General features: G+C 66.3%; 12 protein-coding genes. 6 read left to right on the top strand and 6 right to left on the bottom strand.

Features of this window, described 5'->3' with window-relative positions:
* Window positions 1–38: 38 nt before the first annotated feature.
* A complete protein-coding gene (locus CA237_RS03355; RefSeq protein WP_126012803.1) occupies window positions 39–665 on the top strand; it encodes a carbonic anhydrase in 627 nt (208 codons plus the stop codon).
* A gap of 144 nt (window positions 666–809) precedes the next feature.
* Here the strand turns inward: CA237_RS03355 and aspS are convergent, their stop codons facing one another.
* The gene (aspS, locus tag CA237_RS03350; RefSeq protein WP_066687878.1) at window positions 810–2,603 is read right to left on the bottom strand and encodes an aspartate--tRNA ligase; all 1,794 of its coding nucleotides are present in this window, start codon (window positions 2,601–2,603) and stop codon (window positions 810–812) included.
* A gap of 190 nt (window positions 2,604–2,793) precedes the next feature.
* On the opposite strand from aspS, the gene rnd reads away from it, so the two are divergent.
* On the top strand, window positions 2,794–3,969 hold the full coding sequence (gene rnd, locus CA237_RS03345) for a ribonuclease D (protein WP_066687875.1): 1,176 nt from the start codon (window positions 2,794–2,796) through the stop codon (window positions 3,967–3,969).
* A complete protein-coding gene (locus CA237_RS03340) occupies window positions 3,966–4,271 on the top strand; it encodes an I78 family peptidase inhibitor (RefSeq protein ID WP_126012800.1) in 306 nt (101 codons plus the stop codon). The genes rnd and CA237_RS03340 overlap by 4 nt, the downstream gene beginning before the upstream one ends.
* A 203-nt stretch (window positions 4,272–4,474) precedes the next feature.
* Here CA237_RS03340 and CA237_RS03335 read toward each other — a convergent pair whose 3' ends face one another.
* The 4 genes from CA237_RS03335 to CA237_RS03320 are packed head-to-tail and all read right to left on the bottom strand — an operon-like array spanning window position 4,475 to window position 10,018.
* A complete protein-coding gene (locus tag CA237_RS03335) occupies window positions 4,475–5,971 on the bottom strand; it encodes a Ppx/GppA family phosphatase (RefSeq protein WP_232307840.1) in 1,497 nt (498 codons plus the stop codon).
* The gene (locus CA237_RS03330; protein WP_066687869.1) at window positions 5,968–8,142 is read right to left on the bottom strand and encodes an RNA degradosome polyphosphate kinase; all 2,175 of its coding nucleotides are present in this window, start codon (window positions 8,140–8,142) and stop codon (window positions 5,968–5,970) included. Before CA237_RS03330 ends, CA237_RS03335 begins: the two co-directional genes overlap by 4 nt.
* Window positions 8,139–8,777 carry a chromosomal replication initiator DnaA gene (locus CA237_RS03325; protein WP_066687867.1) on the bottom strand — a complete coding sequence of 213 codons (639 nt, stop codon included), beginning with the start codon at window positions 8,775–8,777 and terminating at the stop codon, window positions 8,139–8,141. Before CA237_RS03325 ends, CA237_RS03330 begins: the two co-directional genes overlap by 4 nt.
* Window positions 8,774–10,018, bottom strand: a complete 1,245-nt coding sequence (locus tag CA237_RS03320; protein ID WP_066687864.1) for a hypothetical protein — start codon at window positions 10,016–10,018, stop codon at window positions 8,774–8,776. Before CA237_RS03320 ends, CA237_RS03325 begins: the two co-directional genes overlap by 4 nt.
* Before the next feature lie 59 nt (window positions 10,019–10,077).
* On the opposite strand from CA237_RS03320, the gene purM reads away from it, so the two are divergent.
* The 3 genes from purM to CA237_RS03305 are packed head-to-tail and all read left to right on the top strand — an operon-like array spanning window position 10,078 to window position 12,102.
* Entirely contained in the window at window positions 10,078–11,184 is a 1,107-nt protein-coding gene (gene purM, locus CA237_RS03315) for a phosphoribosylformylglycinamidine cyclo-ligase (protein ID WP_126012797.1), read from the top strand.
* A gap of 40 nt (window positions 11,185–11,224) precedes the next feature.
* Complete coding sequence (gene purN, locus CA237_RS03310) at window positions 11,225–11,746, top strand: phosphoribosylglycinamide formyltransferase (RefSeq protein WP_126012843.1); 522 nt, start codon at window positions 11,225–11,227, stop codon at window positions 11,744–11,746.
* Window positions 11,743–12,102: an MmcQ/YjbR family DNA-binding protein gene (locus CA237_RS03305; RefSeq protein WP_066687858.1), complete on the top strand. Its 360-nt coding sequence runs from the start codon at window positions 11,743–11,745 to the stop codon at window positions 12,100–12,102. The genes purN and CA237_RS03305 overlap by 4 nt, the downstream gene beginning before the upstream one ends.
* Before the next feature lie 696 nt (window positions 12,103–12,798).
* On the opposite strand, the gene ndk is transcribed toward CA237_RS03305, so the two are convergent.
* Complete coding sequence (gene ndk, locus CA237_RS03300; RefSeq protein WP_066687857.1) at window positions 12,799–13,221, bottom strand: nucleoside-diphosphate kinase; 423 nt, start codon at window positions 13,219–13,221, stop codon at window positions 12,799–12,801.
* Window positions 13,222–13,223: the final 2 nt, after the last annotated feature.

The following is a 13,223-nucleotide window of genomic DNA, read 5'->3' as shown; positions in this document are numbered from 1 at the left end:
GCGACCGAGGGAAGATTTATACCAAACATGGAGACCCACTGATGCACTTCAGCGACCTCAAAGAGGGTTATTATCGCTTCCGCGGCACCGAATGGCAGCAGGAGCGCGAGCGCTGGAGCGAACTGGCCACCGGGCAGAGCCCGAAGGTGATGGTGATCGCCTGTTCGGACAGCCGCGTCGATCCGGCAACGATCTTCGGCGCACGGCCGGGCGAGATTTTCGTGGTGCGTAACGTCGCCAACCTCGTGCCACCGTTCGAGGACGATGGCGGTCGGCATGGCGTCTCGGCGGCGCTGGAATTTGCGGTGACGAAGCTGGAGGTCGAAGAAGTTCTCGTCCTCGGCCATGGCGCGTGCGGTGGCGTCAACGCTTGCCTCACCCAGTCGCTGGCCAATACCAAACCGGGTGAAGGCGGCTTCGTTGCGCACTGGATCGACCTGCTCGACGATGCGCGCGAGAAGGTCGTCGCGGAACATGGCACCGGGCCGGAAGGGCAGAAGGCTCTGGAGCAGGAGGGCGTGAAGGTCTCGCTTCAGAACCTGATGACCTTCCCGTTCGTCAAGGAACGGGTCGAGGCCGGCAAGCTCAAGCTCCACGGCGCGGTCTTCGCGATCGAGGACGGGCGGCTGCGCGTCCTTGAAGGCGATACGTTCGAGAACGCTTGAGCCCTTCAAATCCTCCCCGCTTCGCGGGGAGGGGGACCATGCACCGCATCGTGGAGGGGGATCGCCGCAACCGCGACGGTGGTGGAACAGGGTAGCCCCCTGCACCAGCCTGCGGCCGGTCCCCCTCCCCGTCCCGGGGAGGATTTACTCCTTCGGACCGTCGACAGTCACGCGGATGTTCAGTTCGCGCAACTGCTTGGGCGTCGCATAATTGGGCGCGCCCATCATCAAATCTTCCGCCTTCTGCGTCATCGGGAAGGTGATGACCTCGCGGATGTTCGGCTCGTCGGCGAGCAGCATGACGATACGGTCGACGCCCGGCGCAGAGCCGCCGTGCGGCGGGGCGCCGAACTTGAAGGCGTTGATCATGCCCGCGAAGTTCGTGTCGACGTCGGCCTGCGAGTAGCCGGCGATCTCGAACGCCTTGTACATGATTTCCGGACGATGGTTCCGGATCGCGCCCGACGACAGCTCCACGCCGTTGCAGACGATGTCGTATTGGTAGGCCAGGATATCGAGCGGGTTCATCGTCTCCAGCGCTTCCATCTCGCCCTGCGGCATCGAGAAGGGGTTGTGGCTGAAATCGACCTTCTTCGCGTCCTCGTCATATTCGAACATCGGGAAGTCGACGATCCAGCAGAATTCGAACCGCTTGTCGTCGATCAGCCCCAGCGTCTCGGCAACGCGGGTGCGGGCAAGGCCGGCGAGCTTGGCCGCCTGCGCTTCCTTGCCGGCGGCGAAGAACACGCCGTCATCGGGGCCGAGGCCGAGCGCCTCGGCGATCCTGGCCATGCCTTCCTCGCCATGGTTCTTGGCGATCGGGCCGCCCCATTCGCCGCCCTTGCGCGTGGCGTAGCCGAGGCCGGCGAACCCTTCGGACTGCGCCCAGGCGTTCATGTCGTCAAAGAACTTGCGGCTCTTGTCAGCGGTGTTCGGCGCCGGCACCGCGCGAACGACGTCGCCCGCCTCGACGATCGAGGCGAAACGGCCGAAGCCCGATCCGACGAACAGGTCCGACACGTCGGTGATGACCAGCGGGTTGCGCAGGTCGGGCTTGTCGTTGCCGTATTTCAGCATCGAATCGCGGTAGGGGATGCGCTTGAACGGCAGCGGGCTGACGGTGCGGCCCTTGCCCTGCCAGTTGGCATATTCCTCGAACACGCCGTGCAGGACGGGTTCGATCGCGGCGAACACGTCCTCCTGCGTCACGAAGCTCATTTCGAAATCGAGCTGGTAGAATTCCCCGGGGCTGCGGTCGGCGCGGGCGTCTTCGTCGCGGAAGCAGGGTGCGATCTGGAAATAGCGGTCGAAGCCGGCGACCATCAGCAGCTGCTTGAACATCTGCGGCGCCTGCGGCAGCGCATAGAACTTGCCCGGATGGACGCGGCTGGGCACCAGATAGTCGCGAGCGCCTTCGGGCGACGAGGCGGTCAGGATGGGCGTCTGGAATTCGGTGAAGCCCTGATCGATCATCCGGCGACGCAGCGACGCGATGACGTTCGAGCGCAGCAGGATGTTCGCGTGCAGCCGCTCGCGACGCAGGTCGAGGAAGCGGTAGCGCAGGCGGATGTCTTCCGGATACTCCGCCTCGCCCGCGACCGGCATCGGCAGTTCCTGCGCCGCCGACTGGAGCGTCGCGGCGCGGGCGTAGATTTCGATCGCGCCGGTGGCGAGGTTCGGATTCCGGGTCGCCTCGCTGCGCAGCTTCACATTGCCGTCGATCGTCAGCACCGATTCGGTGCGCGCCGATTCGAGCAAAGCGAGCGCGGGCGAATCGCTGTCGGCGACGATCTGGGTAATGCCGTAATGATCGCGCAGGTCGATGAAGAGCACGCCGCCATGGTCGCGCTTGCGATGCACCCAGCCCGACAGGCGGACGGTATCGCCGTCGTTCGCGTCCGTGAGCTGGCCGCAGTTATGGGTGCGATAGGCGTGCATCAAACGTAACCTTGCTTGGTCGTCATTCCCGCGCAGGCGGGAATCCATAGCCGCTGACGGTGCGGCTCTCACGCGAACGTTCGCGTGTATGGATCCCCGCCTGCGCGGGGATGACGGTTGAATTGTTGATTGGCCGCTTCCCTCCCCCACCCCCTTTTGTCAAGGCGGGGAACCTTGCTATGCGGGCGTGATGCATATCCATCCGTTGATCGAAGACAGCCAGACCCTCGCTGCCCTCTGCACCCGCCTCGCCCAGTCCGACTTCGTAGCCGTCGACACCGAGTTCATGCGCGAGAACAGCTATTGGCCGGAACTCTGCCTGATCCAGATCGCCAATACCGAGGAAGCCGCCGCGATAGATCCGATGGCGCCGGGGATCGACCTGACGCCGCTGCTCCACCTGCTGACCGATAACGAGGACGTGCTGAAGGTCTTCCACGCCGGCGGGCAGGATATCGAGATCGTCTATAACCTGACCGGCAAGACCCCCTTCCCCCTGTTCGATACGCAGGTGGCGGCGATGGCGCTGGGTCAGGGGGAGCAGGTCGGCTATTCGAACCTGGTCGACGCCTATCTGGGGATTACGGTCGACAAGGGGGCGCGGTTCACCGACTGGTCGCGGCGGCCGCTGGACGACCGGCAGATCGACTATGCGATCGCCGACGTGACCCATTTGTCGGTGATCTTTCCCAAGATGCTGGCCAAGCTGCGCAAGACCGGGCGCGGGCTGTGGCTGGACGAGGAGATGGAGCGGATCGCCGATCCGGCCAATTACTTCAACGATCCCGAACAGGTGTGGCAGCGCATCCGGGTCAACAGCCGCAAGCCCGAAGTGCTGGGGCGGTTGAAGGCACTGGGCAAGTGGCGCGAGCTGGAGGCGCAGGGGAAGAATCTCCCGCGCGGACGGATCGTCAAGGACGAGACGATCGCCGATCTGGCCGGCAATCCGCCGCGCAGGCAGGGCGATCTGGCGAAGGTGCGCGGGCTGTCGGCGGCATGGGCGCACAACGATATCGGCGGACGGATGATGGCGGCGCTGGCCGATGCCGAACCGTTGCCGGCGAGGGAAATGCCGGGCCGCGACGAGCGCAAACCCGCGCTGGGCAAGGAAGGCGCGCTGGTCGCCGACCTGCTGAAACTGCTGCTGAAGATCCGGGCGAACGAGATCAAGGTCGCATCGCGGCTGCTGGCGCGGTCGGACGATCTGGAAGCGCTCGCCGCCGGGCAGCGCGACGGGCTCTCGATCCTGAATGGCTGGCGGTTCGAACAGTTCGGCCGCGACGCGCTGGCGCTGGTCGAGGGTCAGCTTGGGTTCACCGTGCTGGGTGGAAAGCTGAAGATGACCCGAGCGGAGGTAGTGGAATGAAGCCGACCATCCTGATCGTAGCCATGGCGCTGGGCGCCTGTACGACGACGCAGCAGACGGCGGGCGATCCCGCGCCGGCCGCGCCGGAGCTTCCCGGCGGGGCATGCGAGACTACGGCGCTTGCCGCGTTGGTCGGCAAGTCCTTCACCCCGGCACTGGAAGCGGATGCCAGGGCGCGGGCGAAGGCGAGGACCGTGCGGGCGATCCGGCCGGGGATGGCGGTGACGATGGATTTCCGGCCCGATCGGCTGAACATCGCCATCGATGAGAAGAATATGGTGGCTGGATTCCGCTGCGGCTGAGGCGTGGAAGTTTGCGAAGTTGACAGGACGTCGAAACTTTCGCGACAGGATTATCATGTTATTCTAGCAACTTAAGCGTAACCTTTTGCGCCGAAGTTGACGGTTTGCGACGGGGCGAGCGTCCGCGATGCTCGGTAGGGCTGCGACGATGTGAAAGAGCGTCGCCAGCCTCGCAGAACAATGCGCTGTAGGAAAGCGACGCCTCAGCGGGTGACCAGCGCCGCGTCCATGCCCATGGCGCTCGCCAGCGCGCGGTGGCGCTTCTGCACCGCTTCGCCGTAGAGCGCGGTGTCGGCGGTGGGGACGATCAGTTCCAGCTGCCCGCGCTTGCGGCGGACGTCGGTGCGCTGGAGCGGGGTGGCGACACCGCCGCTGAGACGCTGGCCCAGACGCATGGCAAGGCCCCAGCGGTGCGCCGCCTCCAGCGCGGCGATCGGCGCCAGGCGACCGAGCGGTTCGGGCGGGCCGTCGGTGCTGCCGCCGCCCAGACAGCTGTGCAGCGCCTGCGCGACGATCGCACGACCGGCGGCGTCGATCGCGACCCAGTTGCCGTGCAGCGCAATCTCCATGCCGCGTTCGGCGCGGAATTCGGGGTTCGCGTGCCAGCCCACATCGGCCAGCAGACAGGCGGCGTGGCGCAGGCGCACCGCGGCGGGGGCGTCGTCGGGAAAGAGTGGCGCGATCCATTTGTGGAGTAGGTCGCCATGTTCGACGAAGCGGCCCTGTCGCGCGCCTTCGTCATGCGCGGCGACGATCAGCGGGTCCTGCTTGCGGACCGACGACGGGAGCGCGGCATAGAGCAGCCCTTCGCGCAGGCCATAGGCGGAAATCATCGTCGTCGCGCTACCGAGATGCCGGGCCATCGCAGCCAACACGGCGGTCGCATTGTCGAGCGTCGGCAGGCGTCCGCCCGACAGGTTCGGCACCGCCTTCAGCTCGGCGCGGGGCGTCTGCGCGATGATCCGTTCGAGTTCGGCGATGCGGGCGAGCGACATGGTGTAGCCGTGCGCGATCGGCAGCGGATAGTGGGTCAGGTGCATGTCGAACCGGGCGAGCGCCCGCCACGACCCGCCGACGAGATAGAAGGGCAGCCCCTTCCCCCGCCCGGCCCAGCCGGCTTCGGTCACCAGCCGCTGCACCACGCGGTCGAGTTCGCCCGCGCGGCGGTCGCGGATCGCGCCGATGCGCAGCACGCCCAGCGGAAACGACACGCGGTCGCCGATCTTGCCGTTTTTCACCCGCACCAGTTCGAGGCTGCCCCCGCCCAGATCGCCGACGATCCCGTCGGCGTCGGGAATGGCGGATAGCACGCCGTTGCCGGCAGCCTGTGCCTCCTCCTCGCCCGACAGCGTTTCCACCGTCAGGCCGAGCGATTCGGCGAGCGCCACCAGTTCGTGTCCGTTGGCGGCATCGCGGACGGCGGCGGTCGCGACGGTGCGTACCACCTCCGCCTCCATTTCGCGGGTCAGCCATGCAAAGCGGCGCAGCGCGGTGGCGGCGAGCGCCATCGCCTCCGGATCGATCCGCCCGGTTTCCGCCAGCGAACGCCCGAGGCCCGCCAGCACCTTTTCGTTGAACAGCGTGGCCGGAATGCGCTCCGGCCCGCCATAGACGACGAGCCGGATCGAGTTCGACCCGATGTCGATGATCGCACTATGCGCCGCGCTGACCGGGCGGCTGGCCCAGGGCAGGCGGATCAAACCGCGCCGTCCCGTGCGGCCCGCCACGCGCGGAGCGACAATTTCTGCGGCACCGTCGCCGACCCGCTTTCGATCGCGGCACCGCGTCCCGATAGCGACGGGTTGGTCATGAAATAGCGGTGGAGGTTGAACGGACGCTCACCCTTGGCGACGCGGCGATAGCTGCCGTCCGGTCCGAGTTCCCATGTCTGTTCGGTGTCGAGCAGGTTGGCGACCATCACCTGATCGAGCACCTGGTCGTGGACGGTCGGGTTGTTGATCGGCAGCAGATATTCGACGCGGCGGTCGAAATTGCGCGGCATCCAGTCGGCCGAGGACACATAGACCAAAGCATCGTCATTGGGCAGCGCCTGTCCGTTGCCGAAGCAATAGATGCGGCTGTGTTCGAGGAAGCGGCCGACGACCGATTTGACGCGAATGTTGTCGGACATGCCCGGCACGCCCGGCCGCAGGCAGCAGATGCCGCGCACGATCAGGTCGATCTGGACGCCCGCCGCCGACGCCTCATACAGCTTGTCGATCAGCGCCGGGTCGACCAGCGAGTTCATCTTCAACCAGATCGATCCTTCGCCGCCCGACCGCGCGGTCTGGATCTCGCCCTCGATCAACGCCTCCAGCCGGTTGCGCAGATCGCGCGGCGAAATGGCGAGCTGTTGCAACGCCTGCGGTTCGACATAGCCGGTGATGTAGTTGAACACCTGCGCGGCGTCGCGTCCGATCACCGGATCGGCGGTGAAGAAGCTGAGGTCGGTATAGATACGCGCGGTTACGGGATGATAATTGCCGGTGCCGAAGTGGCAATAGGTGCGATAGCCCTGCTCCTCGCGGCGGACGACCATCGAGATCTTCGCATGGGTCTTCCACTCGATAAAGCCGTAGACGACCTGCACCCCGGCGCGTTCGAGGACCGAGGCGAGGTTGAGATTCTGCTCCTCGTCGAAGCGGGCCTTCAATTCGACGACGGCGGTGACCGACTTGCCCGCTTCGGCAGCGGCGACCAGCGCGGCGACGACGGCGGACTGCTTGCCGGCGCGGTAGAGCGTCTGCTTGATCGCCACGACATCGGGGTCGGCGGCGGCCTGTTTGAGGAAGGCCAGCACCACGTCGAAGGTTTCGTACGGGTGGTGGACGACGATGTCCTTCGCCCGGATCGCCGCGAAACAGTCGCCGCCATATTCGCGGATGCGTTCGGGGAAGCGCGGGGAGAAGGGCGGGAATTTCAGGTCGGGGCGATCCTCCGCGACCAGCATCGACAGGTCGCCGATGCCGAGAAACCCGCCGGTTTCGGTGATCAGCGCATCGCTGCCGCCCATTTCGTCGCGCAGCAGCTGGACCAGTTCGTCGGAGATGCCCGATTCGATTTCAAGGCGGATGATCCGTCCGCGACGGCGGCGTTTGATGGCGGTGCGGAAATAGAGGACGAGGTCTTCGGCCTCTTCCTCCAGCTCGATATCGCTGTCGCGGATCACGCGGAAGGCGGCCGACGCGCGCACGGTGTAGCCCGGAAAGAACAGGTCGGAGAAATGGCGCAGGATCGTTTCGATCGCGACATAGCGCGCGGCCTTGCCCGGCAGGCGGACGAAGCGCGGCATGGCGGGCGGGAGCAGGACGACTTCGCGCACCTCGACATCGTCCGAGCGGCGGATGAGGTCGAACAGCATCGCCGAGCCGAGGTTCGGGATGAAGGGGAACGGATGCGCCGGATCCAGCGCCTGCGGGGTCAGGACCGGAAAGATCTGGTCGCGGAAATGGCGTTCCAGCCAGACTTCGGTATCGCCGCGGATCTCGTCGGCGCCGAGCACGAAGATGTTGGCTTCGGCCAGCGCGGCGGCGATGTCGCGCCAGATGCGCTGCTGGCTGTCGACCAGCCCGGCGGCGTCGACGGTGATCGCGGCCAGCTGTTGCGAAGGGGTGAGGCCATCGACCGATTCATGGCCGACGCCCTGGTTCTGCTGCCCCTTCAGGCCGGCCACGCGGACCATGAAGAATTCGTCGATGTTGGTGGCCGAAATCGACAGGAAGCGGAGCCTTTCGAGCAGCGGATGGTCGGGGTTGCACGCTTCGTCCAGCACGCGGCGGTTGAACGCCAGCCACGACAGTTCGCGGTTGAAGTAGCGCGCTTCCGGCGCGGCGGCGACCGTGGTGCGGGCGGAGGGGACCGGATCGTTCACAGCAGGCGGTCCAAGAGCAGCGGGCTGTCGGACAGCGCGGCGCGCGCGGTCGGGATCGTCAAACGGCGCGTCGAGCGCAACATCGCATCTTCCTCCAAAGCCTCGACGATCCGAAGCACCGCAAGGTGGCTCCGTTCGACCCGGCGGGCAAGCCAGCGCACGACATCCGGCGCGGCGACGAGCTCCTTCCTGTCGAACAGATATTGCAGCAGTGTTTCGATCAGCAGTTCGTCGGGCGCTTCCAGCCGCAGCACCGGCGTCGCCCCCATGCGCGAACGCAGGTCGGGCAGGCCGATCCGCCAAATGGGCGGCGGGGCATCGGCGACGATCAGCAGCGGCTGACCTTCGCTCTGCGCGCGGTTCCAGGCGTGGAACAGTTCGGTCTCGTTCCACCGCTCCGCATCGTCGGCGATCGTGCCGCCGCTGCGCGCGACGAACGAGCGGGCGAGCAGCGTCCGGCCCGATTTGCGCGGGCCGACCAGCAGCGCGGCCTTGACTGGCCACGTCTCCCAATGGTCGAGATGATGGACGGCGGCTTCGTTCGACGGCCCGACGAGGAACAGGTCCTGCCGGGCGCCGGCGGGCAGTTCGAGCGAGAAGGAAAGCTGGGCCGATCCGGTACGCGACTGGGTCATCCCTGCGGCGTACTCGCGGGCGGCGGGGGCGTGGCGGCGGCGGCACGGCGGCGGATGCGAAGCGCGCCCTCACCCTGCTGGACTTGCCAGCCGCGGGCCTCCAGCGCGGCGGCAAGGATCGCGGCATCGCCGTCGAAGGTGACGCGCAGCACCGATACGCCGCCCAGCGCAAGGCTGGAGGTCGCGGCCGAACGGACGCCGGGAACGGCACGCAGCGCCGCTTCGGTCGATTCGACGGCAGCGACATTGGGGGTGTCGGCCTGGATCGACAGCGTGACCGCCTCGGCGGCAGGCGCGGGCGTCGGCGTGGCGGTGGGATCGGTCAGGGTCAGGTCGGTGATTTCCTCCTCGACCGGGGCGACCGGCGTGCCGGGCGGCGGCGCGGCGAGGACGACGTCGGGGCGCAGCGTGCCGGACTGCAACGCCTGTTGATACATTGCGTCGATCCGGCGGACGCCTTCGTCGAGAAGCGCGGGGACGGCGTCGCCCTGCTCCACCCGCAACGAGAAGCTGCCGAGCAGGCGGTTGTCGGGGCCGTAGCCGGCGGTGAAGGTGCCGATCACCGGGCCGCCGGGCCATTGGCGGTACAGGTGGACCTGCGGGATCAGCACGTCGGACGCGCCATATTGGTTGAGGACGGTGCGCCACCAGCCGCGCCCGCGCCGGGTCACCTGTCCGGCGTTCAGCAACAGGCCGTCGGCGCCGGTGCCGCTGGGGCGGACATAGTCCATGACGCTGCCGCCGGTGCGGAAGCGCGCCCATGCCGCCTGCCACGGGGTTGCGCGTTCGAACACCGTGCCCGTCCCACCGTCCCAGATGAGCGGCAGGACGAGCATGGCGGGACTGCGTTCGGAAACCCCGGCTATCCCTAGGATCGACGCGGCACGGCCGCGATTGAACAGCACGCCCAACCGCGCGATGTAGCGCTTCGGCCCGATCTGTTCGCTTTCGACGACGATGCCGCTGACCAGCGAATCGAGCGTGCCGTCGGGCAGCGAGCGGGCTTGCCCGGTCAGGCGCTGCGACAGCATTTGCCACCCCTTGCGCTGGGCGATGCGCCAGCCGGCGGTACGGGCGGCATCAGCAGAGGGGCCGGCGACATCGACGCGCACGCCGTTCACCTCGAAACTGCCCGAGCTGTCGATCGCGGCGACGCCGCCTTGTTGCGCCACGACCGCGCCCGTGGCGACGACGCCCAAGGCGACGGCGGCAAGGATGCGGCGGGGCTGATACAAAGTCATGGCCGCCTTTTGACGAAGCAGGCGTGGAAATCCAAGCGCGATGTAGCTAACCGGCAATCATGAGCAACGAAGCGGACCGCGGCGGCGGCTATACCTACGCACAGGCAGGCGTATCGATCGCGGCGGGCAATGCCCTGGTCCGTGCCATCGGGCCGTTGGCGAAATCGACGCGGCGCCCGGGGGCGGATGCCGAACTGGGCGGGTTCGGCGGGGTGTTCGATCCCAAGGCGGCGGGGTTCAAGGACCCGTTGCTGGTCGCCGCCAATGACGGCGTGGGCACCAAGTTGAAGCTCGCGATCGAGCACAACGCCCATGACGGCGTGGGCATCGACCTGGTCGCGATGTGCGCCAACGACCTGATCGTGCAGGGTGCCGAGCCGCTGTTCTTCCTCGACTATTATGCCACCGGCAAGCTGGTCGCCGAGACCGCCGAGCGCGTCGTCGGGTCGATCGCGGAGGGGTGCCGTCAGGCCGGCTGCGCGCTGATCGGCGGCGAGACGGCGGAAATGCCGGGCATGTACGAGGGCGAGGATTACGACCTCGCCGGCTTCTGCGTCGGCGCGGTCGAGCGCGAGCAGTTGCTGACCGGCGACAAGGTGGCGGTCGGCGACGTGATCCTGGGCCTCGCCTCGTCGGGGGTGCATTCGAACGGCTTTTCGCTGGTGCGGCGGCTGGCGGCGGACAAGGGGTGGAAGCTCGACCGCCCCGCCCTGTTCGATCAGGACGTGCTGCTGATCGACGCACTGATGGCGCCGACGAAAATTTACGTGAAGTCGCTGCTGCCGCTGCTCCGCGAGGGGCGCATCCATGGCCTCGCCCATATCACCGGTGGCGGATTGCTGGAGAATATCCCGCGCGTCCTGCCCGAGGGTGCCCATGCACAGGTCGATGCCGATGCGTGGGAACAGCCGCGGCTGATGGCGTTCCTGCAGGCGCAGGGCAATATCGAGCCGGAGGAGATGGCGCGGACCTTTAACTGCGGCATCGGCATGGCGGTGCTGGTCGCGGCCGACGATGCCGAGGCGGTCGCCGCAGCGCTGACGCAAGCGGGCGAGACGGTCGTGCGGATCGGTACGGTCGAGGCGGGCGACAAGGGCTGCACCGTGAAGGGCAGCGCGGGCACGTGGAGCGCGCGCGCCGACTGGAGCGCGACGCATCTTGGCTAGGCATCGTGTCGGCGTCCTGATTTCGGGGCGCGGGTCGAACATGGCGGCACTGGTCGCGGCGGCGAAGGCGGCGGACTGTCCCTATGAGGTCGTGCTGGTGGCGTCGGACAAGCCCGATGCCGCCGGCCTGACCCATGCCGCCGAACAGGGCATCGCGACCTTCGCCCATTCGCCCAAGGGTATCCCCAAGGCGGAGTATGAGGCGGCGATCGACGGCGCGCTGCGCGAGGCGGGCGTCGAAACGATCGCGCTGGCGGGCTATATGCGGCTGTTGTCCGGTGACTTCGTGGTGAAGTGGCGCGACCGGATCGTCAATATCCACCCCTCGCTGCTGCCCGCCTACAAGGGCCTCGACACCCATGCGCGGGCGATCGCGGCGGGTGACCGCGAAGCCGGCTGTTCGGTGCATGTCGTCACCGAAGAGCTGGATGCCGGGAGCGTATTGGCGCAGGCGCGCGTTCCGATCCTGCCCGACGATACGCCGGACAGTCTGGCGGCACGGGTGCTGGTGGAGGAACATCGCCTCTACCCGCAAACGCTGGCGGAGTTTGTGACGCGATGACCGAGATGCTCGACCGTATCCGTGAGGCCGTGAAGGTGTTGCCGGAGGTGGACGAGCGAACCACCCACGGTGAGCCGACCTTCTTCGTCCACGACCGGCAATTCGCGCAGTTTCGCGACGACCATCATGGCGACGGACGCACCGTGTTGTGCGTGCGGACCGGCAGCAGCGACGAACAGGCGATGCTGATCGAGGCGGCACCCGACACCTATTCCCTGCCCGCCTATCTCGCGGCGAAGGGCTGGGTCGCGATAACGCTGACCGGCGATGTCGACTGGACGCTCGTCGAGGATCGCATCGCGCGCAGCTGGGAACTGGCGGCACCACGCGCATTGCTGGAGGCGGGCGGTCGGTGAGCGGCGCGGAGGATGCGCGGGCCGAGCGGCGGCGCTGGATCGCGCTCACTTCAATTCGATGAAGTGGCGTAGATCAGTCCGGCTACGCGACCATGTTGTATCGTTCGGAGTTAGCTGTTCGTGGAGTGCGGTACAAACCGCACCCCACACCGTGATTTACGGACATTGAATGTTGTACTGCCAACAATAGGGTGGGTTCGGATCGGTCGGTGGTTTCGAAGGGGGGCCAGGAATTCCTTCGAGACAATCCTCGTACTCGGTCCCAACACATTCCTGATACGATGCGTATTCGTCGGGGTTGGCATCGCAGTAGTTTTTCGCAGCGCGAGCGCAAACAGCTTGCCTGCTCTCGGCCAAAGCCGGCACAGACATTGTGCTTGCGAGCGAAAAGGCACAAGCTACAAATAGACGCATTCTCGAAGATCTTGTCATACTTGTTTCCTTTGCAACGTGAGTCGCAAGGCAAACTTACTCGCACCAAACGCAACATCAATGCAAATAGAACCATTACATATATATTTAAGCGATCGGACAAATGTGCGGTCGCGTTTCAAAATTAGAAAATCGCGTTCTCCCCAAAACTCGGCAGGCTCGAGGCTGCTCGAACCGAACGGGTGGGGTGGTATGAGCCTTCAGACAAAGAAAAAGGCCCGCCTCCCAATGGGAAGCGGGCCCGTCTCCATCGACCGACCAAAATCAGCCGACGATCTCTTCCGGCTTGAAGAAGAAGTCGATCTCGATCTTCGCATTCTCTTCCGAATCCGAACCATGGACCGAGTTGGCTTCGATCGATTCGGCCAGTTCCTTGCGGATCGTGCCCGGCTCGGCGTTCGCCGGATTGGTCGCGCCCATGACGTCGCGGTTCTTCTGCACGGCGTTCTCGCCTTCCAGTACCTGCACGACGACCGGGCCGGAGATCATGAACGACACCAGGTCGTTGAAGAACGGACGCTCGCGGTGCACGCCGTAGAAGCCTTCGGCCTGTTCGCGGGTCATCTGGATGCGCTTCGAGGCGACGACGCGCAGGCCGGCTTCCTCCAGCATCTTGGTGACGGCGCCGGTCAGGTTGCGGCGGGTCGCGTCGGGCTTGATGATCGAAAAGGTACGGGTAGCGGCCATGG

The organism is Sphingomonas sp. ABOLH (assembly GCF_003951715.1).
GTDB lineage: Bacteria > Pseudomonadota > Alphaproteobacteria > Sphingomonadales > Sphingomonadaceae > Sphingomonas > Sphingomonas hankookensis_A.
Note: the sequence above shows the minus strand (reverse complement) of the source record. Positions and strands in the feature narration are given on the sequence as shown.